Source organism: Micromonospora sp. NPDC005161, from assembly GCF_053599855.1.
Genome location: NZ_JBSFYQ010000062.1, coordinates 1 through 24,648 on the forward strand (window position 1 = coordinate 1; position 24,648 = coordinate 24,648).

A 24,648-nucleotide genomic window follows, 5' to 3' on the forward strand; every position below is an offset into this window, starting at 1 on the left:
TCCGGCATCGCCAACCTCCACAACATCATCCTCACCGGCTGACCACCGGCCCGGTGCCGGGCAACGCCTTCACCCAGTTACGAGACATCCCTTAGGTAACCCGTCTCTCCAGTGCTTCAGGGTGAAGATCATCTGGGCACGATCCCTCTGCATCGAAAGTGGCGCTCTGTTAGCGCGGCGCGCGTCGCCTTCGGACCAGCGATGCCAGCAGCCACAGCATTCGGGACACCGCCAGAACAGGCCACGGTCGTCGTGGGGATTGCCGCCCCGTCTGACAAGTCGGCATCGCAATGTGGGCCGGTCTCACGTTTACGCATCGGGGCTCACCTTGGAAAGGGATGGCGTAAACATAGGGCCAGCTTTGGCTTAGTAGGCCTCCGGCGTACTGGTGGCCTCAGCGGTGTTTCAAGTGTCAGAGAACGTTCGGTGGTCACCGCGAGATCGAGGCTAGCGGCGGGGACTCAGTTGGGCGTTGGCCCGAACCGACGAGGATCCGCACCTTCCGAACTGACAGTGCGGATTCGGCGCCTGTCATCCACTCCACTCTCGAAGGCCCAGGCCGGATAAATAGCTGGCGGTCTGGCATCCTGTGCGGATGCGACAGGTCACCGTGCTTGGCAGTTCTGGTGCCTTTCCCGAGCCCGGCCGTGCCTGTAGCGGGTTCGCCGTGGACTGGGACGGCTACCGCTTGGTGCTTGACCTTGGCTACGCCACGCTGCCGCGGCTGCTCGGGCACTGGCCAGATGGTGCAGTGGACGCTGTCGTCATCACCCATGAGCACCCCGATCACTGCATCGACCTGCACGGGCTGTTCCGGATGCGGTTCTACGGTGACTTCGATGGACCACGGCTGCCGTTGTACTGCCCGCCAGGCGTGCTCGACCGGATCAGCGGCCTGGAGCCGGACGTCGACTTACACGCAGTCTTCGACATGCATCCGCTGCCCGGCAACTACCGGGTGGGGCCGTTCGACCTGACCGGACTGTCACTCCCGCACTACGTGTCAAACGCAGGCATCCGCATACAAGCTGACGGGATAGCGTTGGCCTACTCTGGAGACACCGGCCCGACCCCCGTGCTGGCCAAACTCGGCCGCGACGCCGACTTGTTCATCGTCGAGGCCACCGACCGCGACGGCGAGACCAACCGACCCACACGCAATCTAATGACCTCCACCGAGGCCGGTCACTGGGCTCGCAGGGCGGGCGCCCGCCGACTGATGCTCACCCACTTTTGGCCAGGCAATGACCGGGCAGTCGCAGTGGCCGCCGCGCAGCTGGAGTTCGAGGGTGCTGTGCTGGCGGCCGAAGAAGACCTCACCGTCATACTCGGGACACCAGATCGCTGACCGCCCCTCGTCACGGCGTGCCCGGGTGTTCGTTGCGCTTGGGCGAATTCGGTGAACGCGGCGGCGACTTTCATGGTCGGCGGGGTGTCGATGGCGAGTTCGTAGTGTCCTTGGCGGAGGTTCTGCATGAACGCGTGTCCGGCGATGATCACCTGCGCTGTCTTGTCCGTTCGTAGTCCGCGCATCGGTCTTAACCGGTGAAGCGCAGATACCAGCGGACCGCGACGAGGATCACCTCCGGCGGGAACCGGAACCCGGCGAACGCCGACTTCGGAGGCAGCAACGGGTCGGGTCGATGACTTCACTGCTCAAGTCTGCCTCGATCTTGGCAACGCTCAACGCAACGGAGCCGCCTCGTCATGGCGGTGATGAGCAACGGCATGCAGCTGATGGGCGTCGACCAGTCGATGCAGTCGGTGGTGAAGGGGCTCGTCCTGCTCGTCGCCGTGGCGTTCGACGTCTACAACAAGCGGCTCGCCGACACGTCCCGCTGACGGTCCACCCCGTACGCTCACCGACCCCGTCACCGGCCCTTGCGGGCCGGTGACGGGCTGCCGTGCGCGGCCACCGGAACGAGCACGCGGATCACGATGCTGGGCGCTGGTGATCGGCAAACTCAAATGTTGCGCAACTTGTGCCCACAGCGGGCTGTCGCGAATGGCGCCCGGCCTACGGTCAGTCCACCTCGACCGGATCACACGACATCCCTGGGAGTGTCATGGCACCTACTCCGCCGACGGACGCTGAGCTGAACGTTCTGATCCGCGCCCGGCTCGCCGCGCTCGGCATCGACCTCGACCAACTTCCGCCCGGGACCACCCCCGACCCCGAGACCGGCTCGCCCGGCCGGGACTCCGTGCTCGCCTCCCTGCGCTCCTTCGTGCGGGGCACCGTGGCGACGCTCGCCGCATACCAGCTACCCGCACCCGTTGGCACCGATCCCGAGGTCGCGAACGCGCTGTCGCAGCAGCACGTGCCGGTCCTTTACCCCTCCAACAGCACGGAATGGCGGAAGGCATGACGTCCGAACCGTTCGATCGTACGGTCGACCGCCGGGCATTTCTGGCCCGCGCTGCCGCGCTGGCCACCGCCTCAGCCGTGGGCGCCACCGTCGGACTGCCCTCGGTGGCGCTGGCGAGCAGCAGCCTGTCCACCAACACCGGGCCGGGAACGAGGAGACGGCCACTGGACCAGCCCAACGCCTACACCGAGCCCCGGCCGGCGGCACTGGCCGAGCCGACCGAGCTGACCATCGCCGAGGCAGCCTGGCTCATCCGCGCCGGCAGCCTCACCCCGGAGCAGTTGGTCGAGGCGTACCTGGCCCGCATCTCCCGGTACGACGGCAGCTACCAGGCGTTCAACCTGGTGCTCGCCGACGCCGCCATCGCGGCGGCGAGAGCTGCCGCACGCCGGCCCCGAGAGGGCGTGCTGCACGGCATCCCGTTGGCCATCAAGGACAACTACTACACCGAAGGAGTCCCCACCACCGCCAACTCCTTCCTGTTCCAGGACTTCGTGCCGCCGTACGACGCGACCGCGGTGGCCCGGCTGAAGGCAAGCGGTGCGATCGTGCTCGGCAAGACCCAGATGGGCCCGCTGGCGACCACCCGCGCCACCACGCCAGCCGGTGTGATCACCACGGTGAACGCCTGGGCGCCGACCAACCGCGGCATCGACCCGGGTGGGTCGTCCACCGGCACCGCCACCGCGGTCGCCGGCCGGATGGCAACCTCCGGCATCGGCACGCAGACCGGCGGCTCGATCACTGCCCCGTCCAACGCGCAGAACCTGACCGGCCTCAAGCCGACCATGGGCCGGGTCTCGGCGGCCGGCATCATCCCGCTCACCTACACCCGCGACCATCCGGGACCGCTGGCTCGGGACGCCAAGGACGCCGCGATCATGCTGACCGCGATGGCCGGCGAGGACTCCATGGACCCGCGCAGCCAGGGCCTGCCCCAGGTGCCCGACCTGATCGACGCGGCCAGCCCGGTCTATCACCGCCGCCGCGTCAAGCTGCGCTGGAACACCCGGATCGGGGTGCTGCCGGGCTTCGCCAACGGCACCTCGCCCACCGCACTGGCCCGTGCGGCGTACCTGGCGCAGCTCGCCGCGATCCCTGGCGCCACTCTGGTGGACGTGCCGCTGCCGGACGAGTGGAGCCTGTTGACCGGCAGCAACTTCAACAACGCCCGGCTGCCCGAGCGCACCGAGCCGTTCATGCCCTACCTGCGCACCGACCTGCGCGGCTTCGGGGTGTCGGTGACCAGCTGGCTGCAGGGAGCGCTGCTGGGTGGCAACGAGTTCATCACCACTCAGCGGGCCAAGCTGCTGCTGCTGGACCGGGTGCTCAACGAGCTCTTCGACGGCTGCGACGTGGTGGTGCAGACCGACCCGGTGCCCTTCGACATCCTGGGCCTGCCCGAGATCGCCTTCCCGATCGGGGCCACCGCCGCCGGGCTGCCGATCGGCACCATCCTGGGCGGCCTCCCGTACGCCGAGGACCGGCTGTTGTCGGTGGTGGCCGCCTACCAGGCGGTGACGGACTGGCATCTGCGGCGGCCGGCCGACCCGCCGACCGACGCCGGCGCGCGTGGTGCGGCTCCGGCCCAAGTGCTCCGCCTGACGGCTGAGGAGGTCGCCGAGCTCAGCCAGTAACGTGCGAACGGCGGGCAGTCGATGCCCGCCGTTCGTTTTTCCTCATTGCGGGTGGCGAGGCTCAAGATTTCCTCAATTGCCACCCTGAGCGCTCCAGACATCGATCGAAGCCTGTTGAATCAAGCCATCCGAGTTGGCGCGGCCGCCCCTGCCGGACCCTTTTCCGTCCTGTACTGCGAAGGGGTATCAGGTGAAACGAAGACTGTCTCGGACGGCGCTGCCGGTCGTATGCGCGCTGGCTCTGCTCGGTACGCCGGCGTTGACGTCGGCGACCACCGCTACCGCCTCGAACCGGGTACCGAAGCCGGAGTCGGTGATCGGCTGGACGCCGTGTACCGACTACAAGCTGGCCACCTACGAGCAGATCGCCGACTACTACCGCAAGCTCGACAAGGCCAGCGACCGGATGAAGCTGGTGGAGATCGGCAAGACCAGCGAGGGACGGCCGCAGCTGATGGCCATCGTCTCGTCGGAGAAGAACCTCAAGGACGCGAACCTCAAGCGCTACCGGGAAACCTCGGTACGCCTCTCGCAGGGCGACTCGCTCTCCGAGCCGGAGGCGCGGGCGCTGGCGAAGGGCGGCAAGGCCATCGCCTGGGTCGACTTCGGCATCCACTCCACCGAGGTGGCCGGGCACCAGACCGCCCCGCAGTTCGCGTACGACCTGGTGACCAGCGAGACGTCCGAGGCGCGAGAGATCCGGGACAACCTCATCACCCTGCTGGTGCCGAACGTGAACCCGGACGGCGGAACGAAGGTCGCCGAGTGGTACCGGCAGAACCTGGGCGGGCCCTACCAGGACGCCGGCTATCCCGAGCTGTACCAGAAGTACGCCGGACACGACAACAACCGTGACTGGTACATGTTCAACCTGCAGGAGACGCAGAACGTCGGGCGCCAACTGTTCCACGAGTGGATCCCGCAGGTCATGCACAACGTCCACCAGACCGCGGTCTTCCCCGCCCGGATCAGCATCCCGCCGTACGAGGACCCGCTGAACCCGAACATCCACCCCCAGGTGGTCCGGGGCGTCAACATCGTCGGTGACGCGATGGGCCAGCGGCTGGAACGCGAGGGCAAGGGCGGCGCGCTGGCCCGCCAGTCGTACGACATCTGGTGGAACGGCGGCGCCCGGACCGCGCCGTACTACCACAACCAGATCGGCATCCTGACCGAGACCGCGCACGCCTCGGCGACGCCGCGGGTCTACGACCCGGCGACCTTCCCGAAGACCTTCGCGGACGGCACCTCCACCAGCGAGCCCTCGGTCTTCTACCCGAGCCCCTGGAAGGGCGGCGAGTGGCACCTGTCGCAGAGCTGCGACTACATCAAGACCGCCTCGTGGGCGATGCTGCGCGTGGCCAGTGACGACCGCGAGGCCCTGCTCTACGGCGCGGCGCAGATGGCCCGGGACGGGGGGCGCAACGGCGCCTCGACCACCTACGTGATCCCCGCGGATCAGGCGGACTTCCCAACCGCCACGAAGCTGGTGGACAAGCTGCGCTGGAACAACATCCGGGTCGAGCGCGCGGTGAAGCCGTTCACGGTGGGCGACCGCAGGTACCCGGCCGGCAGCTACCTCGTCCGGGAGGCGCAGCCGTACCGGGCGGCGGTGCTGGACCTGCTCAACCCGCAGGTCTACCCGGATCGCCGGCTCTACCCCGGCGGCCCGCTCGAGCCGCCGTACGACATCACCGGATACACGCTCTCGTTCCAGATGGGCGTCACCGTCAACAAGCTCGATCAGGCCGTGCGGGCCGAGACCGTCGCGGTCGACTGGCCGACGGTGCCGACCGGCGCGGTGGCCGGTGCGCCGAAGTACGCGTACGCCCTGGACCCCCGGGTCAACGACAGCTCGGCAGCCGTGAACGCCCTGCTCGCGGCGGGGGACAAGGTCTTCCACAGCAGCGCTGAGGTGACCACCCGCACTGGCAAGCTGCCGGCTGGCACGTTCCTGGTCACACCGCGTCCGGGCACCGACGCGCGGGTGACGCGGCTCGCCACCCAGTTCGGGCTCAGCATCGCCGCGGTGGACGCGAAGCCGGCGAAGGTGACCGAACTCGTCGCGCCTCGGATCGGACTGTACGACGGCTTCAACAACTACGACGAGGGTTGGACCCGGCTGATCCTGGACCAGTTCGGCTTCCAGTACGAGAAGCTGACGAACGCGTCGGTCCGGGCCGGTGACCTGCGGGCGAAGTTCGACACGATCGTGCTGCCCGACGCCACCTACAACTCGATGCGCAACGGCCGGGCGGCCGGCTCGCTGCCGCCGCAGTACACCGGCGGAATGACCGATGCGGGTGTGGCCAACCTGAAGGCGTTCGTCGAGGCGGGCGGCACGGTGGTGACCCTGAACAAGGCCGCCCAACTGCCGATCAAGGCGTTCGGCGTACCGGTCAAGGACGTCACCGAAGGGGTACCGGAGACCACCTACAACATCCCGGGGTCGGTGCTGAACCTCAACCTCGACGCCAGTGACCCGGTCGCCGCCGGGTTCGGCCCGAACGCGTCGGCGTTCGTCGCCAACGGCCCGGCGTTCGAGGTCGACGAGGGCGCCGAGGGTGTCACGGTGGCGGCCACCTGGCCGAAGACCAAGCTGCTCAAGAGCGGCTTCCTCCTCGGCGAGGACGTCATCGGCGGCAAGGCGGCCGTGGTGACTGCGAAGGTGGGCGACGGCCAGGTGGTGATGATCGGCTTCAAGCCGCAGCACCGGGCCCAGTCGCACGGCACCTACCGGCTGCTGTTCAACGCGATGTACCTGGGGGGTCAGCGCTGATCTGACGTGGGTCGTGGTGGCCGAGCGCACTCCTGCGCTCGGCCACCACACGCGCGTAGGACGATCGTCGCGCGTCCACGATCAGTCCCTGCCGAGCAGCCCAGTGCACCGAAGTCGTCCACCGCGCGGCTGCGCTCCTCATCGACTCACAGAAGACCGACCGGATCCTCTCGTCGCCGCCTTCGGAGAGCCGACATGGCGAGGTCCCCGCCCCACACTGCGGGACGGGGACCTCTCGAGCGATCAGTTCAGCCGCGCCGACGCGGAGTCCAGGCCTCCCCGGACGCTGACAGCCTGCACCGTGATGGTGTCGGTGGCAACCTTGACGACCCGCAGGCGGACCTTCTGCCGGTCGCCCCCGTCCAGATAGAACTGGGGTGCGGTTCCGACGGCGCGCGCGCCCTCCACCTTCACGGTGTCCGGAGCGACGATCTTGATTTCCTTCGCCTGCTCGAGAGCGGTCGGGATGCGGCCGGTGTTCCGGACCGAAGCCGTGATCTCGTGCGTCGCTCCGTCACCCTGAGCGCCCTTGAGCTTCTTGACCTTCACGTCGCTGAGGTCGACCTGCGGCAGGGACTCGGTCAGATACAGGTTGAACCGTGCCTGGTTGGTGGCCCACCCGCCGATCAGATCGGCCGAAGGGTTCTGCGACCAGAACTTCGGGTTGATGCCACCGATCTCGACCGCCCCCAGCTTCGGGTGCTCCACCTTCGTCCACGGCAGGAAGCAGGTCGTCCGCCCGTTCTCGGCGCACCACCGCGACCGCTCCCAGTCGGCGTACCTGCCGTCCTTGTCGTAGTCGGTGAAGTCACCACCGTTCCAGATCTCGTCGCCGTACCAGATGGCGCCGTACTGGAAGTAGCCGAAGTCGGGGCCGTGCCCGAACAGCGGCGTCGGCTGGCCACCGTTGCGGGTGGCGTAGTCGATGTAGACGCTGCCGGCATGCCGATAGCCGGTGAACGAGACCCCCGCCTTGTCGAAGTGCTCGTAGAGCTTGCGGTCGGTCGAGTACATGCACTCGACGGGGTCGCAGGTCGAGGGCCCCCGCAGATGCATGGGCACCCGGGTGTCCATGCTGTTGACGGCGCCGATGTTGGTGTGCGACATCAGCCAGGTGTAGACGTGCCGGGTCTCCGGCTCGGACAACGGGTACTCGCCGGCGCCGCCCTGGGTCAGGTTCCGGTCGGTGGCGTCGTCCTCCGGCATGACGTGCCAGTTGTACGGGTAGTTGCGGTGCAGGTCGAGGCCGCCGACACCGTCCTCGTCGTAGCGACCGTCGCCGTCGTTGTCCGTACCCTCGGAGAACATCAGGTAGTCGCCCTTGCCCGCGCCGACGTTGAGCATGGCGTTCCTGGCCGGGTCCCGCTCGTCGACGACGTGCGTCCCCTTGCCGGCGCCGACGTACTGGCGCATCTGGCTCAGGTACCCGTCACCGTTGAGGTCCTCACCCGGATCCTCGTCGCGCTTGCCGTCCCCGTCGTTGTCGTACGGCCGCACCGTCGACCGGTTGGTCTGGGCGGTGTACAGGTACATGTCGTGCCCGTCCGGGTTGTTGACCGGACGGATGTACACGGTCTTCTCGTCGAGCAGCTTGTCGACCTTCTGGTCGCGGCCGGCCTGCGTGATGAGGTGGTGCGCCAGCCACAGCGAGCTCTCGGCCGACGAGACCTCGCCGGAGTGCCGGTTTCCCTCGAAGTAGGCCGCCGGCTTGTCGGTGTCCGCGCCGGTGGACTTGTCCGTGATGGTCACCTGGTAGATCGGCTGGCCGCTGAAGCTCTCCCCGACGATGTGCAGGTCGACGATGTCGGGACGTTCGTGTGCCCACTTGCGCAGCCACCATTGGATCTCGATGCCGGTGTGGTAGTGGTCGAAGTCCATCTGGCCGGGGTTCTTCGGCTGCACGTGGTCGTACTTGACGACCTTGAACGTGCTTTCGCCGTCTCGTTGGCCGGCGATGGTGATGGTGGGGGACGTGGGGGTCACGCTGCCGGGGAACGGCCCCGGATCCTGCGGCGGCTGCAGGCCGACGGTGTAGGTGGGGGTCGAGGAGAGGGCCGCGCCGTCGAGGAGGTCCGCGCGGTCCGACCCCCAGAGGGGCGTGGCGCCGAGGACGAGGGCCCCCGCTGCCAGGGCCGCCACCATCAAGAGCGGGCGCGGGCGTCGGCGGAGGTGCTCTCTCCCCAGCGACCGCTGAGCGGCGGCGGAGTCAGAGGAGGCTGGTGACTGACCGGATGAGGGCTGTCGAACGTCGGAACCCAAGGCAAATCTCCCGTGTCACGTGGGGCTTGCCCGCGCGTAGGCAGGGGCAGCTACGTTCTGTGAGGGTTGCAACCCACTGGGTACTCGAGTTGGGATCACCGTAATCGGCCGGCACATAGATGTAAATGCCTACATGCCGTTGGCTCCTTACCTCCGGCGGCATCGGGGCAGCGTGACGGCGGCTGTCCCGTCCACGGTGAGGCACCGTCCGGGGCGAGTTGGCACCGGGTCGGCACTCGTCCGGTTGAAGGTGGCACCCGGTACGGCTCGCCCGTTGACGCCCGGGCAACACAGCGACGGTAAATCCAGGCCAACGCGGTGACCCGCCCCAAATGGGATGCGCACGGACTGGCGCACCTGTTGGACCTCGCCATGAAGCATGATCTTGTTCGTCCTCGCAAGGCACGCCCAGGGGACCACATCGCAGTCCTATCGCCGTCCTTCGCTGCAGCAGGGGCCTATCCCGAAGTCCACGAGCAGGCCATGCGACGGCTTGCTGACGTGACCGGCCTCGTTCCGGTCGAATACCCAACCACCCGCAAGGTAGGTGCGACCGCGGCGGCGCGCGCGGCGGACATCAACGCCGCCTTCGCGGATCCCGAGGTGCGCGGCATTCTCGCCGTCGTCGGAGGCGAGGACCAGATCACGGTCATCCCGCATCTGGACGCCGACCTCGCCCGAGCCGATCCGAAGCCGTTCCTGGGCACCAGCGACAACACCAACGTGCACCACTGGCTCTGGGGTCTTGGCATCGCCAGCTATTACGGCGGATCCTCCCAGGTGCACCTTGGCCCCGGGCCTGCCGTAGACGACATCCACGCCCGGTCGCTGCGAGCGGCGCTACTCACCGGGCAGCGGCTGGAGATCACCGATCCGGGCGAATCCGAAGATGTCGGAATCGATTGGGCCAATCCGCAAGCGTTGGAATCCTTCGGAGAACGCGAACCGACGGAGCCGTGGAGCTGGTACGGGCCGCGCCGCGCGGTCACCGGCACCACCTGGGGCGGCTGCCTGGAAGTCATCCAGTGGATCCTGACGGCGGGACGCTTCCCATTTCCCCCGGAGATTCTGCAAGGCGGGGTGCTGATCATCGAGACGTCGGAAGAACTCCTCCCCGCGCGCGATGTCAGCTTCATCGTCCGCTCACTCGGTGAACGCGGCATCCTCAGCGCCGTCGACGCGGTCCTGCTCGCCCGTCCGCCGGTCTCCGACCACACCCGCCGGCCCGCTGCCGCAGATCGGGCACGGCTACGCAAGCAGCAGCGCGACACGGTCGTCGACGTCGTGGCCCACTACAACCCGGAGGCAGTGGTCTGCGCCGGCATCCCCTTCGGCCACACCCGACCGCAATGGATCCTACCCCACGGTGGAGCCATCACCGTTGATGGCGTGCAACGTCGAATTTTCGCCGACTATCGATAGGACCCTCCAATGAGCCCGGCGGCCGAGTTCCCCGCCCGACCCGTCAGCGCCAGGGTTGCCCGCTGTTCGAGCGTGTTCGGTGGTGGCCGAATCGGCTCAGTCTTGTCGATATCTATTGACATCACTGTCGGAACAACGTTGGAATGTGTTCAGCCGTGACCTGCGCGTGGTGGGATCCGGCAGCGGGCACGTCCCGCCCCGGGAACATCGACCAGTGACCCGACCGCCCACCCTCGGAGCGCACCACGGGCAGTCGCCGCCCCCCGTCCGCACTCCCGAAGGGCCGACCGCATGACCCGACGCGCCTCCAGCCGACGCTGGCCATTCCTCGCCTTCGCCACCGCGGCCGTCCTGGTCGCGACCACAGCGCCGACCGCCGCGACCGCCGCGCCCCAACCCGACGCCGACACCGGTTGGACGAAGGGAACACCGCCGCTCTCCACGCCGTGGACGGACGACGTCTCACCCACCAACGCGCTGCCCGAATATCCGCGGCCGCAGCTGACCCGGTCCCGCTGGCAGAACCTCAACGGCGTGTGGGAGTTCGCCGGTGCGGCCGCCGGCGAGGCTCCGCCGGTCGGCGAGCAGTTGGCCGAGCGGGTGTTGGTGCCCTACCCCATCGAATCGGCCCTCTCCGGCATCCAACGGCACGAGGACCGGATGTGGTACCGCCGGACCTTCACCGTGCCCAAGCAGTGGCAGGTCGGCCGGGGCCAGCGCCTGGTGCTGCACTTCGGCGCGGTCGACTACGACTCAAAGGTGTGGGTCAACGGCCACCAGGTGGCGACGCACCGGGGCGGCTACGACGGCTTCGACGCCGATGTCACCGACGCACTGCGGCCCGGCGGGCAGCAGGAGCTGATCGTCTGGGCCGAGGACCTGACCGACGCGACGTTCCAGCCGATCGGCAAGCAGCGCCGGGTCGGCGACCGGGGCATCTTCTACCAGGGCAGTTCCGGCATCTGGCAGACGGTCTGGATGGAGCCCGTCTCGGCCACGGGCGCCATCGACTCGCTGAACCTGACGCCCGACCTGGACGACAAGTCCCTGCGGTTGCGCGCGAACCCCACATCCGGGGCCGAGGGCCTCACCGTCGAGGCCGTGGCGTACGACGGACGCAAGGCCGTCGCCCGCGTCTCCGGTCCAGCCGGGACCGACCTGACGATACCCATCGCCAAGCCCAAGCTGTGGTCACCCGACTCGCCCTTCCTCTACAACCTCCGGGTACGCCTGTTCGACGGCCGCAAGCGGGTCGACGAGGTCGGCTCCTACTTCGGGATGCGCGAGATCGGCAAGGCGAAGGGCGCCGACGGCAAGCTCCGCATGACGTTGAACGGCAAGATCCTGTTCCACATGTCCACCCTCGACCAGGGCTTCTGGCCCGACGGGCTGAACACCGCACCGACGGACGAGGCGTTGCGCTTCGACCTGGAGCAGCACAAGGTGCTCGGCTTCAACACCGTCCGCAAGCACATCAAGGTCGAGCCCAGCCGCTGGTACTACTGGGCGGACCGGCTGGGGCTGATGGTGTGGCAGGACATGCCCGCGACGAAGCCCGGCCGCCCGACGGTCGACTGGCAGCGGCAGTGGGAATCCGAGCTCGGCGAGATGATCCGGGAACACGCCGCCCATCCGTCGATCCTGGTGTGGGTGCCGTTCAACGAGGGCTGGGGTGAGTGGGACCGGAGCGCCACCGGCCGCATCGCCGACTCGGTGAAGCAGCAGGACCCGACCCGGCTCGTCAACGCGCACAGCGGCGTGAACTGCTGCAACTCCCTCGGTGACTCCGGACGCGGGGACATCATCGACCACCACCAGTACCTCGGTCCGGCGTCGCCACTGCCCACCGCCGACCGGGTGGCCGTCGACGGAGAGCACGGCGGAATGGGCCTCGAGGTCGACGGTCACATGTGGTTCGGCGAGGGCGGCGCGTACTGGATGGCGCCGGACTCCGAAACGCTGACCCGACGGTACGTGGAGAACCAGCGCGACCTGCTGCGCATAGCGAACACCTGCGGGGTCTCGGCCGGCGTCTACACCCAAATCACCGACGTCGAGCACGAGGTCAACGGCTTCTTCACCTACGACCGCCGCGTCGAAAAGATGGACTTCGACCAGGTGCGCGCGGTGAACGAGGCGGTCATCCGCTCGGCCGACGGTACCGGCGCGAACGTTCCTCCGCCGCCGCCCGGCACGCCCGGCCTCACCGGAGTCGGCTACTGGCCGCTGGACGAGAACGCCGGCGACACGGCCAACGACGAGGCGGGCAACAATGACGGCCGGCTGGTCGCCGGGCCCACCTGGACGGCCGGCAAGACGGGTTCGGGCCTGCTGCTCAACGGCAGCAACCAGTACGTCGACACCGGCAGGACCATCCTCGACACCACCGCCAGCTACTCGGCCTCGGCGTGGGTGCGGCTCGACAGCGCGGGTGGCGCCTTCCAGACGGTGGTGAGCCAGGACGGCGCCTCGAACAGCGCCTTCTACCTGCAGTACTCGGGCGCTGACCGGCGGTTCGCGATGAGCTTCGCCGGGGTGCGGGCCCTCGCGCCGACCACCCCGGTCGCCGGGCAGTGGTACCACCTCGTCGGTGTCCGGGACGCGGCGACGGGCCAGCTGCGCCTCTACGTCGACGGGCAACTCGCCGGGCAGGCGAGCGCCTGCCTCGGCGACGGTTCCACCGGGCCCCTGGTCATCGGCCGCGGCAAGTTCGGCGGCAACCCCGTCGACTACTTCGACGGCACGATCGACCAGGTGCACGTCTACGACCGCGCGCTGAGCGCCGCCGAGGTGACGGCGCTCTACGAGTCGGGAAAGTAGCACCGCGGGTTTCCCGGGAGGGGGCGACGACGCCCCCTCCCGGCCCGTGCCGGCGAACGGGCGGAAAGACCATCCCGACGAGGACGCCGCCGCCGACGGCGATCTGCGGATCGGGTACGCCTCGAACCGATCACCCGGTGAGGCCGTCTCCGATCGCAGAAAATGCTACTGGCGGGTGTGACGGTAGGAGGGAAGAAGCCAGCCAGGTGCGTGGCGGGTGCGGCCGGCGATCACCCAGACGAACTCGACCGCCAAGGCTGCCGCGACCACCGCGAACGCGGCGCCCCGCCAAGACAGCCAGTCGTGGGGGGTGACTAAGGCCAGGAGCGCAGCAAGCAGGCTAACGATTCCCACGTCGTAGGTCAGCCGGGCGCGGAAAAGATACCTTCCCTGCAGGAAGTAGTCCCTGCGCTGCACCCGCCGCATCCGCTCCGCGACGTCCGAATCGTTGGCGGCGGGTTGCCAGTCGGAGCGTTCGGCGGGCGAGGCGGAATACAGCAGCCCAGCGACGGTGAACTGCACACAGAAAACGAACATGGCCGCGGCGAGGGCGAGCGCGAACGTGGCAGGCCCGGCAAGGCGCACCTTCACATCGCTGGTGAGCAGCACCGCGAGCGTGGCGAGGGCGAAACCGGCCAGCAGCGGCGCGGCGACGGTGCCCATGGACCGGAATGCGTCGGTCGTGCCCAGGGGGTAGCGCACCAGCCAGCGTGGTCCGTTCGACATGGTGGTGGGCCTACTCGGTGTCGGCAGGCGACTCATCGGTGCGCACCGGCACCGCAGCACCCCAGCCGTCCTCGGTCGGCATGCCGGCGTCCCCTGCGTAGTGGGCGGAGCACCACGTCTCGTGGCGGCCATGGGTGAGCTCACACTCGGGGCAGAAGTCGTCGATCGGGAATGCGCCGCGGTCGGTCAACGCTCAGGCTCCAGCTCCGGTACGGGTGAGGCTTCTATATAGACAGGCTACCGTCGTCACCCTGGCAGACGAACGCCGCCCAGTAACGGGGATCGGGGTGCCGCTCGCGGGTGCGCAACTGTGCCTGGCGCAGCGCTTCAGCGCGCGGCAGCCCAGCGCGCAGAAGCTGATAGAAGTCCGCCATGAGCTGCGCCGTCTGCTCGTCCGGGACCTTCCACAGACTCATCACGAGGGTGCGGGCGCCGGCCAGCACGAAACAGCGGCGTAGACCGAACACACCTTCGCCGGGTTCCACCTCGCCCAGGCCGGTGTCGCACGCGGACAACACCACAAGCTCGGTGCCGTCCAAATCCAGGCCGGTCACCTCCAACGCCGTGAGGATGCCGTTGCCGGCTCCGTCCGGTGGCTCGCCGCCGCCCAACCACGTGTTCGCGCCGGCCGTCGCGAGCGCGGAACGCAACAGCGGGTTCGCCAACCGGCTCCCGGCCATGCGGGCGAAGTCGTCGTCGGCGGCCACGAATGGGCCCGGAGTTGCGAGGACACCGTTGAGCACGAGCGACATCTGATCCGGGTCGGCCAGGCGGGTGGTCATGCCGACGGTGACCTCGTGCGGCGCCAGTGGCGGTTGGCGCTTGAGGGCGAAACCGTGCGTAGCGATGTGCAGGACCACCGGTGCGTGAGCATCTCGGATCGCCGTCTTTGTTGCCTCACCGGCGAGTCTGGGGCGTACACCCAGCAGCCTGCCGATGCGTTCGCCCTCCTCGACGGCGGCTGGCAGCAGCGCCAGCGGCTTACCCAGGGCGACGGCCGAACCGAGGTCGTAGTCGGGGCCCGCCACCACCAGCGGCGGCGTTGACGCGAGCCGGGCCGGTGCGGCAAGCCGGAGCAGGTCCCGCGTCGCGGTGAGGTAGGAGATGGTGTAATCGTCGATCACCTGCCGGCCGTCTATGGTCGCCAGCATCTCGAACGGCAGCCGCAGCAGGTCGCCGTCCGGTGCGATCAACAACCGGCGGGTGTCGCCGACCGCGGCGCGCAACGGGTCGAACACGACGGTCCGGAGGCGCTGCGACGCATCCCGGGGCGCAGCCTGCGGGGTGATCGGCTGCCGCGCCCCAGCGGGTTGGTCGCGCCGGCCGGTGGCCTGGGCCCTCACGGCCGCGACAAGTTCGTCCACTGCCGCGGCCACCCCGAGATCGACCAGGACCGGCTCATCGGGCCGCTCGGGCAGCAGGACGACAGCGAGGTACCGTGCCGCCCGCCACTGCTGCTCGCCCCGGCTCCGAACGGCTTCGAAGTCGAAGTCGCCGTACCGCAGCAGCTCCACCGACGCTGCGCCGGCCGGCGTCACCCGCGCCACCATCGCACTGTCCACCCGCCGGCCAAGGCGGCCCGTATCGAAGCCAGGCAGGTTCCGCGCCAGTTCCGCCTCCAACGCCTCACACTCCTGGCGAGCCCGACGTAGCCCCTCGTGGAAGCCCGCCTGGTTACTCTGGCCGGGGCCGGCGAGCTGCTGCTCGGCAACCCACCCGCGTAGTTGGGCCAACCGATCCAGTCGCGCCCGCAGATCAGGATCCGCAGCGGCCGCCTCACGCCGCCGCGCGAACGAGTCAATGCCCAGACCCTTGTGGTCCACCACCAGGTCCGCCAGCCGGCGGACATGCGCCGGTGAGCTCGTGAACCGCGACATCACCAGCGCGACGTACTGCGCGACGCGGGCCCGCGACGCCCTCAGTAGTTGCACATGCTGTTCCTGTGAGCCGTAGGCGCCAAGCTCGGCGAACATCTCCCGCTGCCGGTCGAGTACCTCGGTCAGCAGCCGAAGGGCCTTTTCCGCGTCGCCGCGCGCCGCGTGCAGCTCGGCCAGATTGCCCAGCAGCGCGGTGTGCTGGTGCCCCCCAATCGCGGACGGCCGGGTTGCCGCCAGCGCTGCCCGATAGTTTTCCCACGCGTCGTCGTATCGGCCGTGCGCCTGCTGCAGCCGTGCGAGGTTGTTCAGCATTACCGGGTCGTCGTCCCGACCGAGTTCCCGCGTGATGGAGCGTGCGTCATCGAGCAGCTCCTGCGCCCGCGCGTACTGGCCGCGCTGCTCGTGCAGGACGGCGACAGACACGAGCGCCGGGACCACCTCCGCGCTGCGATCGCCAGCAACCCGTCGTTTGATCGCCAGCGCGTGCAGGTAGTGCTTCTCCGCGGCGTCGAGCTCGCCGGCACTCTGATAGAGGTGGCCAAGGCGGGACAGGATGGCAGCCACCGGTAGCCGATCCTCGTTGAGCTGCTTGCACAACCTGAACGCCTCGTGCAGGTCAGCCTCCGCCGCGTTGCCGTCGCCCACCTGCGCGTGCAGCTCCGCGCGCACCGCCAGCAGACCCGTCAGCGCCTCAGGCAGCCGGGACGCGAACGGCTGCAACGGCTCGACGCTCGAACGCAGCTGCGCCTGCGCGTCGCCGAACGCGCCGGCCTCTAGGAGACGTTGCGCCTGATACTGAACCGCCTGCGCCATTTGAGTAAGGGGCGCGCCGTCGGTGTACTCCGCCGGCTTGTAGAGCGGGAAGTAGCCAGCCTCGTCGTCGACCCCCACCGGGTACACCAGCCGCTCCCGCCACCGGTCGGTGTCCAACTCGGGCACCACACCTGCTAACCGAAGCTGTTCGAACAGCTCCCGACCATGCGCGGCGTACGCGGTCTCGATGCCGTTGGGCTCCTCGCCGGAGAACACCGCGACGTGGCGGTCCGGGACCTCCAGCAGGGTGATCTGAGTACGGACGCCGTCGGTCACCCTGTCGACAATCTTGAACAGCCGGTCCCTCGGCCACAGACACAGGCCCCACCCGGGCGGCATCAGCGGAAGCGTCCGCGCATTGGCGGAGAAAATCACATAGCGATGCGGGGCGACGAAGCCACCCGGTCGCCCCGAGGCGTCGCAGAACGTCGGCTCACGAAGAAACAAGCCGGGCCGGTACTTGGCCAGCACAGCGCTCGGCAGGCTGGTGTCTCGAAAGAACGCGCCACATTCGGCGAAGTCCGCTCTCAAATCACCCATAGATGGCACGGTATCGGCGGCTGTCCAGGTCCGGTCCGAAGTGCTCCCGCATCCGAGCACTCAAGAGCGGCCCAAAACCGGTCCGAGCCCGGGTCGACCGCCGACGACCAGGCCGGAATGGTGCTCCTCGCCATCTTGCTGGCCGTGCTGGTCCTGCTCTGCTCCGGCGTGATTTCCTACAACCTGCGGAAGCACCGGCCGAACGGTCGGGCATCGTTGCGTTACCGATTGCTTACGTACGCCGGAGTGGTTGGGACGAATCGGCGAGCGGGGCCGGCCGATCGGCCTCGACGTAGCTATGTGGCTGGGCTCCTGAATGGTCGCCTGCCGTTCCGCACGACGGCATGACGGGTGCTCGACGGGTGCTCCGGCACCGCGGACATATCACCCCGGCGCAGGCCATCCTCCCTGGCACGTGGCCCGTCAGGTGGTTCCGCTGCCTAAGGAAGCCTCACCCGGGCGGCAGCAGGAGGACCTCGACATCTTTGGCATCAAGCTCACCGACGCCGAGGTCGAGCCATCACGGCGCTGGGCCGCCCTATGGTCGTCTCAGGGATCAGGACCCGGCAGTGTACGAGGAGTTCTGACGGGCAGGGGCGTCGCGCGGGCAGCAAGCGGCAGAAGCGACCAAGGCCGTGACCCGCGGTTGCGCGGGTCACGGCCTTGATTGTCTGTGCGTCCGAAGGGGATCGAACCCCTAGGCGGTGACACAGTGGCCCGACGTTGGTGCCGTGTGGCAGGGTCGTCAGCCGATGTAGCCGTTCTCCGTCAACCAGGTCTTGGCGACATCCGCCGGTTCCTCACCGTCCACGTCGACCTTCGCGTTGAGCCCGACCATCGTGGCGTCGTCGAGGGCCGCTGCGATCGGAGCGAAGATGTCCTTGATCTCGGGGTGCTCGTCGAGCACCTCACTGCGGACGTTCACGGAACCGTTGAAGGGCGGGAAGAACTGCTTGTCGTCGGTCAACACGGTGAGACCGAGACTACCCACCCGACCGTCGGTGGAGGTGATCGAGCCGAAGGCACACTCGCCCTTGTCGACCTGGTTGTACACGAGGGCGTCCTGCACGTTGGAGACGTTGTCCGGTGCGACCTTGAAGCCGTACGCCTTCTCCAGGCCGGGCAGGCCGTCGGGCCGGGTGGAGAACTCGCCGCCGACGCAGAAGGTCGCGTCCGCGGGGTTGCTTGCGACCAGTGAGGCGACGTCGGAGATCGAGGCGACGCCGAGCCGCTCGGCGGTCTCGCTGCTCGCTGCGATCGCGTAGGTGTCGTTGAACGGGGCCGGGTCGAGCCAGGTGACACCGTTGGCGGCGTCGGCGTCCCGGACTGCTTCGAACTGCGCCTGGCCTCCGGGGATGCCCTTCTCGTTCTTCAGGTAGGTGACCCAGCCGGTACCGAGATACTCCCAGTACAGGTCGATCTCGCCGGAGGTCAGCGCGGCGCGGACGGTCGTACTGCCCTGCAATCCGATCTGGTCTTCCACCTTGGCGCCTGCGGCGGTGAGTGCGAGCTTGGTCAGGTTTCCGAGGATGAGTTGCTCGGTGAACTCCTTGGAGCCGACGGTGACTGTGGCGCCGCCGAGGTCGAACTTCTCCCCGATGCTTCCGCTGCCCGCGACATCGTCGTTGCCGTCGCTGCCGCACGCGGCGACGAGCATCACCAGCGCCAGTGCGCCGGTGAGCAGCGGCCAACGGCCTCGCTTGTTCATGTTCCTCATGTTCCTCCTCTGATAGTCAGCGACTCAGGACGAAGCCGCGGAGGTCATAGCCCCTTCGGGCGCAGAGCCTCCTCGACAATTCCGGCCACCCAGTCAAGGAGCAGCGCCAGAACTGCGGTGAGGACACTTCCGGTGATGAGAACGGGCATCCGATCGAAGCGGATCCCCTGGTCGATAAGGAAGCCGAGGCCGCCGGCACCGACGAAGGTCGCCAGGGTGGCGGTGCCGACGTTGATGATGAGTGCCGTACGGATGCCGGCGAGCAGGACCGGCACGCTCAGCGGTAGCTCGATGCGGCGAAGCACCTGCCAGCCGCTCAGGCCCATTCCCCGGCCCGCCTCGACGAGCGCGCGATCGACCTGGTTCAGGCCGACGATGGTGTTACGGAGGACCGGCAGCGCGGCGTAGATGACCAGCGCATAGACAGCCTGGCCAAAGCCGATGCCGACGGTGATCGCCATCAACACCAGAACCCCGATCGACGGTATCGCCTGACCGATGTTGGCGACGGCGAGCACTACCGGGGAGAACCTGCGGACCGCTGACCGGGTCAGGAGCACCCCCAACGGCACCGCCAGGAGGACGACGATCAGGGTGGAGACGAAGGTGAGCTCCACATGCTCGATCAGCTTCTCGCGAATCGTGTCGGCGTTGAGGCTCGCCTGGGAGATTCTGTCGAGCTCCTGGTTCCGCACGTAGAGGTACAGGGCGACGCAGACGGCGGCGAGGAGCACCGGAGTGCCCAACCGCCGCCAGAACCGGGACGGTCCGCCGAGCTCGCTGAGTAGGTCGTCGGCGTCGCGCGCGACCTCGCGGGTCCTGGCGCCGAATGCTGGGATGGCCACCTTAACCGGCCTCCGCGGGCTGGGCTGCCGTGTCCCGGTCCCGGGCCCGGGAACTCTCCCGCATCTCGTCGATGGCGCGCATCACTGTGCGCATGTCGACGATGCCCTGGTACCGCCGCTGGTCGTCGACGACGATCGCGCACCCGACCCGCGAGGTGACCATCTCGTTGAGCGCGTCGTGCAGCGTGGCGTGCGGCTCCACGGTGGCCGCCGCGGGAAGCCCCACCCGGTCGAGGGATTCACCCGACCGTGTCAGGTCATGCCCGGTGACCCAGCGAACCGGCCGCTGGTTCTCGTCGAGCAACAGCAGCGACCCGTGATCGCTGTCGGTGAGCGCCTGGCGCAGGTGTGCCCGATCGTCGTCGAGCCGGCCGACTGCCCACTGGTTGAGCTCCACGTCTCGGACGCGGCTGAGGCTCAGGCGCTTGAGCGATGCCCCCGAGCCGATGAAGTCCGCGACGAAGTCGTCGGCCGGAGCCGTCAGGATCGCTTCGGGCGTGTCGTACTGGGCGATCTTCGACCCCTTCCTGAGGATCGCGATCCGGTCGCCGAGCTTGATCGCCTCGTCGATGTCGTGGGTGACGAAGACGATGGTCTTCCGAATGTTGCTCTGCAGGCGGAGGAACTCGTTCTGGAGACGCTCGCGGGTGATCGGGTCGATGGCGCCGAACGGCTCGTCCATCAGCAGCACCGGAGGGTCGGCGCTCATCGCCCGGGCGACCCCGACCCGTTGGCGCTGGCCGCCTGAGAGTTCCTTCGGGTACCGCGCACGGTAGGCCGACGGTTCCATGCCCACCAGATCCAGCAGTTCGTCGACACGCTCGGAGATCCGGGCCCGGCTCCACCCGAGCAGCCCGGGCACCATGCCGATGTTCTCGGCGATCGTCATGTGCGGGAACAGGCCGATCTGTTGGATGACGTAGCCGATCCGGCGGCGTAGTTGATCAGCGTTGACGTGGGTCACGTCCTCGCCGTCGATGAAGATGCGTCCGGAGGTCGGCTCGATGATCCGGTTGATCATCTTCAGGCTGGTGGTCTTGCCGCAACCAGAGGGTCCGACCAGAACCACGATCTCGCCTGCCGGTATGTCCATGGTGATGTTGTCCACGGCCGACTCGGCCTGACCCGGATAGCGCTTGGTCAACGACTCGAGGCGGATGGACGCCGCCGTAACGGTCCCTTGTTTATGCTCAGGCATCACAGCCCCTTCGATGTCGTCAACTTGGAGATCATTCCGAGGACGCCGTCCAGCAGCAGCGCCAGCATCGCCACGAAGAGGGTTCCGCTGAAGGCAAGGTTGAAGCCGCGCTGGGTGCCGATCGCCGAGAGCCCCTGGAAGATCGGACCACCGAGGCCGGGCCCGTTGACGATGGCCGCGATGGCGGCGATCCCAACGATCATCAGGGTCGACACGCGTACGCCGGTCATGATGACCGGCCAGGCGAGCGGTAGCTCGATGCGGAGCAGCCGTTGGCGGCGGGAGAGCCCCATGCCCTGCGCCGATTCGACAATAGCTGGATCGACCGAACGCAGCCCAGTGATCGTGTTGCGCGCGATGGGAAGCAGTGAGTACAGCACCAATGCGACGACCGTGGGCACGGCCCCGAGACCGAAAATCGGTATGAACAGTCCGAACAGGGCGAACGACGGGACGGTCAGGAGCGTGCCGGTCACCGTGAGTACGGCTCTGGCTCCGTTCCGATTGCGATAAGTTGCCAGGCCCAACCCGAGCGCGATCACAGTCGCCAACACGATTGTGACGAGCACCACAAGCAAGTGCTCGAAGGTCAGCTCGAGTAGGTCAGACCACTCTCGTTCCAGATACGCGGGCACGCCGGAGATGTAGTCGAGGAAGGTCATTGACGAGCGAGTTTAACCGATGGATTTTCATGTTTGACGAGGCCCCCCTGACCAGTGGCCGGGTTGCCGGCCACGTAACCGGTGAAAGTTGCCCGGGTCGCCGCACGGCAGCGGACGCTCTTGAAGCGGCCACACCAATTGCCGTCTGGGGTTTTTCGGTGTGGCGATGAGTTCATGCTCGACGGGTGACGTTCGCCGTCGGACCTCGTGTGATACGTCGCCGGTAGGCCAATCCACGCATTCGAGTAGGGCGAGATCGAGTTGGTCGAACACTCCGAGCCAACGAGAAAATCGGACATCCAATGAAGTAATCTCAGCGACTTCGCGGTAGGTATTTGTATTCGAAATGGGTCAGGTGCAGCGCGGCCAAGGCCCCGGAGTGTTCCGGGAATGTCCGGTTGATCATGGGATGCCGTGGAGGGTGAGGGCGGCATTTGGGGGTGGCGTGGGCGCGGCGGGCGCTGGCGGTGTTCGCCCAGCCGGTGAGGTGGAACGTGCTGCGGATGATGTCGTGCAGGGCGGCCATGACGGCGGGGTGTTCTGGGAGCGGACCTGACTGGCGTCTTCGGCGAAGGTCACGTCGCGGATCCAGTGCACGTTGTTCTCGATGGTCCAGTGTTCGCGGGCCCAAGCGGCGATTTCTTCGGGTCGGGCATGGTGGGTGGGTAGGCCGGTGATCGCGTAGACGACCTCGGTGGTCCACTTCTTCGTGCCCAGCCGGCGGCGTCTGCGGCGGATCCGCACGACTTGAGGGGTTCGAGTCCCTAGTGTCCTGAGTCGTTGGTTAGTTGGTTAAGTCGGGTGCAGTAGTTGGCGAGGCTGTCGAGAATCTCGTCTGCGGTCTTGGTCCAGACGAAGGGCTTCGGGTCTTCGTTCCAGGCAGCGATCCAGGTGTTGACGTCGGTTTCGAGGTCTTTGACGCTGCGGTGGCTGCTGCGGCGTAGCTTGCGGCGGGTCAGTTCGGCGAACCAGCGTTCGACGAGGTTGAGCCAGCTGCCCGAGGTGGGGGTGAAGTGCAGGTGGAAGCGGGGGTGCGCGGCGAGCCAGGTCTTGATCGCGGGGGTCTTGTGGGTGGCGTAGTTGTCGCAGATCAGATGCAGGTCCAGCTCGGGCGGGGTGTTCGCGTCGATGGTCTTGAGGAATCGCAGGAACTCCTGATGCCGGTGGCGGCGCTGGTGCTGGCCGATCACCTTGCCGGTGGCCACATCCAGGGCGGCGAAGAGGCTGGTGGTGCCGTACCGGACATAGTCGTGGGTTTGCCGGCCGGGCACACCCGGCATCATCGGCAGGACCGGCGCGCTACGGTCCAACGCCTGCATCTGCGACTTCTCGTCGACCGCGAGGACCATGGCCTTGTCCGGCGGGTCGAGGTACAACCCGACCACGTCACGGACCTTCTCGATGAACTGCGGATCCTTGGACAGCTTCCACGTGTCCACCAGATGCGGCTTGAGGCCGAACGCCCGCCAGATCCGAGAGACCGCCGTCTGGTTCAACCCCACGACCTTGGCCATCGACCGAGTTGACCAGTGTGTGTCGTTGTTGATCGGTGCCTCTTCCAGAGTCTTCACGATCACCGCCTCGACCTGCTCATCAGTGATCTTGCGGGCAGCGCCCGGACGAGGCTCGTCCGCCAAACCCTCCAGCCGGTCACGCACGAAGCGGGCCCGCCACTTGTTCACCGTCTGCGGCCACACCCCCAACGCCGCAGCAACGTCCTTGTTCGTCGCGCCTTCCGCACACGCCAACACGATCCGCGCCCGCAATGCCAACGCCTGCGCGGTCTTCGCCCGACGAGACCAGGACATCAGAGTCTGACACTCCACATCGGACAAAACCAGCTCGGCCTTCGGGCGCCCTGTTCGCGGCATACCACGAAGCCTACCCGAATTCAGCAGCTAATCACCGACTCAGGACACTAGCGGCGCACCAGCAATTAAGGCTCTGGCTGGCCCAATGAAAAGGTGTGGAGGATGCCGGGACGGCATCGTCCGGCAGCTGACCGACCTCGGGGCCTGGTCGTTCATGCTGCCGAGGCAGATGCACTGTGGAGCCGGTTGCTGTCAGTGCTGCCGGCCGGCGCCCTTGCCAGCCAGCCGGGCTGCCGCGTCGAACGCCGTCGTCCACGGGAAGGCCTTCTGGCGACTGTTGCCGCTGCCGGGCGGGTGTGGCTCCCATCCGTCGTCGGTGCCGAGAAGGATCCGGACGCGCTCATCGCGGAGGCTCGCCACGGCACGTTGGAAGGGTGCGCGGGCGGCCAGTGCGGCGTTGACGAATGGGACGACCACGGTGGGCACATGCCGGCCGATCAGTTCGGCGATCGTCGTCATCGCATAGTTGTCGGCGATGCCGAGGGCGATCTTGTTGACGGAGTTGTAGGTGGCGGGGGCGATGATGAGCGCGTCCGCCGCGGGGAGAGATCGGCGTGTGCTTGGGAACGACCGGTAGGTGGAGCGGACCGGGTTCCCGGTTAGCCGCTCTATCGCTTCGGCGTCGATGAAGTCGAGGCTGCTGGGGGTGGCGGTGACCGCCGTTGTCCACGACTGCTCCATCGCGGTGGTGACCAGTTGTGTCACGTCTGCGGCGGGCCCGGCAGCGCAGGGTCCCGGCAAAGTCGTGACGGGTGTCCGGCTTGGGATGGTTGGTGTAGACGCGCCTTCGCTGCGGGCAGCAGGACGGGCATGACCAGTTCAGAAGATCATCGAGGTTCTCTACGCCTTGTCGATCTATCCGAAGTGAGCCATGCCCGCGTTGCCATCATCGCTGATCTCATCACTGTCGACCGCACCGGCCGGGGCATCCGTGCAGGACGCGGTAGCCGGGCTGCCCGCCGCCTTGGCGGGCGTGCCCGATCCGCGCGCCCGCCGCGGCGTACGACACCGGCTGACAGTCGTCGTCGCGGCGGCGGTGTGCGCCGTCGTGGCCGGCTATCGCTCATATGCTGCGATCGGGGAGTGGGTTGCGGACCTGCCCGACGACACCGC

General features: G+C 67.8%; 17 protein-coding genes and 2 pseudogenes. 8 read left to right on the forward strand and 11 right to left on the reverse strand.

The features are described 5' to 3' along the window. The first annotated feature begins 595 nt into the window (after positions 1–595). On the forward strand, positions 596–1,348 hold the full coding sequence (locus tag ACWD5O_RS33905) for an MBL fold metallo-hydrolase (RefSeq protein WP_387330486.1): 753 nt from the start codon (positions 596–598) through the stop codon (positions 1,346–1,348). A 35-nt stretch (positions 1,349–1,383) separates the two neighbouring features. On the opposite strand, the pseudogene ACWD5O_RS33910 reads toward ACWD5O_RS33905, so the two are convergent. Beyond that, a pseudogene (locus ACWD5O_RS33910) lies at positions 1,384–1,545 on the reverse strand (IS6 family transposase); the annotation flags it as partial. 162 nt (positions 1,546–1,707) lie between these two features. On the opposite strand from ACWD5O_RS33910, the gene ACWD5O_RS33915 reads away from it, so the two are divergent. From ACWD5O_RS33915 to ACWD5O_RS33930, 4 genes are all read left to right on the forward strand, one after another. Beyond that, positions 1,708–1,842: a hypothetical protein gene (locus tag ACWD5O_RS33915; RefSeq protein ID WP_450005636.1), complete on the forward strand. Its 135-nt coding sequence runs from the start codon at positions 1,708–1,710 to the stop codon at positions 1,840–1,842. Between the two features lie 224 nt (positions 1,843–2,066). Next, positions 2,067–2,369: a hypothetical protein gene (locus tag ACWD5O_RS33920; RefSeq protein WP_109818861.1), complete on the forward strand. Its 303-nt coding sequence runs from the start codon at positions 2,067–2,069 to the stop codon at positions 2,367–2,369. Beyond that, positions 2,366–4,006: an amidase gene (locus ACWD5O_RS33925; protein WP_450087798.1), complete on the forward strand. Its 1,641-nt coding sequence runs from the start codon at positions 2,366–2,368 to the stop codon at positions 4,004–4,006. Before ACWD5O_RS33920 ends, ACWD5O_RS33925 begins: the two co-directional genes overlap by 4 nt. A 190-nt stretch (positions 4,007–4,196) precedes the next feature. Then, on the forward strand, positions 4,197–6,785 hold the full coding sequence (locus ACWD5O_RS33930; protein ID WP_450087799.1) for a M14 family zinc carboxypeptidase: 2,589 nt from the start codon (positions 4,197–4,199) through the stop codon (positions 6,783–6,785). Positions 6,786–7,028: 243 nt separating this feature from the next. On the opposite strand, the gene ACWD5O_RS33935 is transcribed toward ACWD5O_RS33930, so the two are convergent. After that, positions 7,029–8,924 (reverse strand): M14 family metallopeptidase, encoded by a 1,896-nt coding sequence (locus tag ACWD5O_RS33935; protein ID WP_450087800.1) that lies wholly within the window; start codon positions 8,922–8,924, stop codon positions 7,029–7,031. Positions 8,925–9,416: 492 nt separating this feature from the next. Here ACWD5O_RS33935 and ACWD5O_RS33940 point away from each other — a divergent pair, with 492 nt between their 5' ends. Together ACWD5O_RS33940 and ACWD5O_RS33945 are read left to right on the forward strand one after the other, a co-directional pair. Further along, positions 9,417–10,466 (forward strand): LD-carboxypeptidase, encoded by a 1,050-nt coding sequence (locus ACWD5O_RS33940; RefSeq protein ID WP_450087808.1) that lies wholly within the window; start codon positions 9,417–9,419, stop codon positions 10,464–10,466. Positions 10,467–10,757: 291 nt separating this feature from the next. Continuing rightward, positions 10,758–13,286 (forward strand): LamG-like jellyroll fold domain-containing protein, encoded by a 2,529-nt coding sequence (locus ACWD5O_RS33945; RefSeq protein WP_450087801.1) that lies wholly within the window; start codon positions 10,758–10,760, stop codon positions 13,284–13,286. Positions 13,287–13,451: 165 nt separating this feature from the next. On the opposite strand, the gene ACWD5O_RS33950 is transcribed toward ACWD5O_RS33945, so the two are convergent. From ACWD5O_RS33950 to ACWD5O_RS33990, 9 genes and pseudogenes are all read right to left on the reverse strand, one after another. Then, a complete protein-coding gene (locus ACWD5O_RS33950; RefSeq protein ID WP_354968579.1) occupies positions 13,452–14,012 on the reverse strand; it encodes a hypothetical protein in 561 nt (186 codons plus the stop codon). Positions 14,013–14,236: 224 nt separating this feature from the next. Then, positions 14,237–17,173: a CHAT domain-containing protein gene (locus tag ACWD5O_RS33955; protein ID WP_450087802.1), complete on the reverse strand. Its 2,937-nt coding sequence runs from the start codon at positions 17,171–17,173 to the stop codon at positions 14,237–14,239. Positions 17,174–17,987: 814 nt separating this feature from the next. Beyond that, positions 17,988–18,950, reverse strand: a complete 963-nt coding sequence (locus tag ACWD5O_RS33960) for a glycine betaine ABC transporter substrate-binding protein (RefSeq protein WP_450087803.1) — start codon at positions 18,948–18,950, stop codon at positions 17,988–17,990. A 53-nt stretch (positions 18,951–19,003) separates the two neighbouring features. Further along, the gene (locus ACWD5O_RS33965; protein ID WP_354968582.1) at positions 19,004–19,693 is read right to left on the reverse strand and encodes an ABC transporter permease; all 690 of its coding nucleotides are present in this window, start codon (positions 19,691–19,693) and stop codon (positions 19,004–19,006) included. 112 nt (positions 19,694–19,805) lie between these two features. Next, a complete protein-coding gene (locus tag ACWD5O_RS33970; RefSeq protein ID WP_450087804.1) occupies positions 19,806–21,002 on the reverse strand; it encodes a betaine/proline/choline family ABC transporter ATP-binding protein in 1,197 nt (398 codons plus the stop codon). Then, entirely contained in the window at positions 21,002–21,664 is a 663-nt protein-coding gene (locus ACWD5O_RS33975; RefSeq protein WP_450087805.1) for an ABC transporter permease, read from the reverse strand. Before ACWD5O_RS33975 ends, ACWD5O_RS33970 begins: the two co-directional genes overlap by 1 nt. Positions 21,665–22,109: 445 nt before the next feature. Next, positions 22,110–22,414 (reverse strand): annotated as a pseudogene (locus ACWD5O_RS33980) (transposase); the annotation flags it as partial. A 14-nt stretch (positions 22,415–22,428) separates the two neighbouring features. After that, positions 22,429–23,535, reverse strand: coding sequence for an IS630 family transposase (locus tag ACWD5O_RS33985; protein ID WP_450087806.1), 1,107 nt, complete (start codon positions 23,533–23,535; stop codon positions 22,429–22,431). Between the two features lie 192 nt (positions 23,536–23,727). After that, positions 23,728–24,216 carry a flavoprotein gene (locus ACWD5O_RS33990; protein WP_450087809.1) on the reverse strand — a complete coding sequence of 163 codons (489 nt, stop codon included), beginning with the start codon at positions 24,214–24,216 and terminating at the stop codon, positions 23,728–23,730. A 250-nt stretch (positions 24,217–24,466) separates the two neighbouring features. On the opposite strand from ACWD5O_RS33990, the gene ACWD5O_RS33995 reads away from it, so the two are divergent. Then, a partial coding sequence (locus ACWD5O_RS33995) for a transposase family protein (protein ID WP_450087807.1) occupies positions 24,467–24,648 on the forward strand: 182 nt, incomplete at its 3' end.

Excerpts from the sequence above, each read along its gene's own strand:
- ACWD5O_RS33905 (WP_387330486.1), top strand. The coding sequence starts at position 596 with ATGCGACAGGTCACCGTGCTTGGCAGTTCTGGTGCCTTTCCCGAGCCC.
- ACWD5O_RS33915 (WP_450005636.1), top strand. The coding sequence starts at position 1,708 with ATGGCGGTGATGAGCAACGGCATGCAGCTGATGGGCGTCGACCAGTCG.
- ACWD5O_RS33920 (WP_109818861.1), top strand. The coding sequence starts at position 2,067 with ATGGCACCTACTCCGCCGACGGACGCTGAGCTGAACGTTCTGATCCGC.
- ACWD5O_RS33925 (WP_450087798.1), top strand. The coding sequence starts at position 2,366 with ATGACGTCCGAACCGTTCGATCGTACGGTCGACCGCCGGGCATTTCTG.
- ACWD5O_RS33940 (WP_450087808.1), top strand. The coding sequence starts at position 9,417 with ATGAAGCATGATCTTGTTCGTCCTCGCAAGGCACGCCCAGGGGACCAC.
- ACWD5O_RS33945 (WP_450087801.1), top strand. The coding sequence starts at position 10,758 with ATGACCCGACGCGCCTCCAGCCGACGCTGGCCATTCCTCGCCTTCGCC.
- ACWD5O_RS33950 (WP_354968579.1), bottom strand. The coding sequence starts at position 14,012 with ATGTCGAACGGACCACGCTGGCTGGTGCGCTACCCCCTGGGCACGACC.
- ACWD5O_RS33960 (WP_450087803.1), bottom strand. The coding sequence starts at position 18,950 with ATGAACAAGCGAGGCCGTTGGCCGCTGCTCACCGGCGCACTGGCGCTG.
- ACWD5O_RS33970 (WP_450087804.1), bottom strand. The coding sequence starts at position 21,002 with ATGCCTGAGCATAAACAAGGGACCGTTACGGCGGCGTCCATCCGCCTC.
- ACWD5O_RS33975 (WP_450087805.1), bottom strand. The coding sequence starts at position 21,664 with ATGACCTTCCTCGACTACATCTCCGGCGTGCCCGCGTATCTGGAACGA.
- ACWD5O_RS33985 (WP_450087806.1), bottom strand. The coding sequence starts at position 23,535 with ATGCCGCGAACAGGGCGCCCGAAGGCCGAGCTGGTTTTGTCCGATGTG.
- ACWD5O_RS33990 (WP_450087809.1), bottom strand. The coding sequence starts at position 24,216 with ATGGAGCAGTCGTGGACAACGGCGGTCACCGCCACCCCCAGCAGCCTC.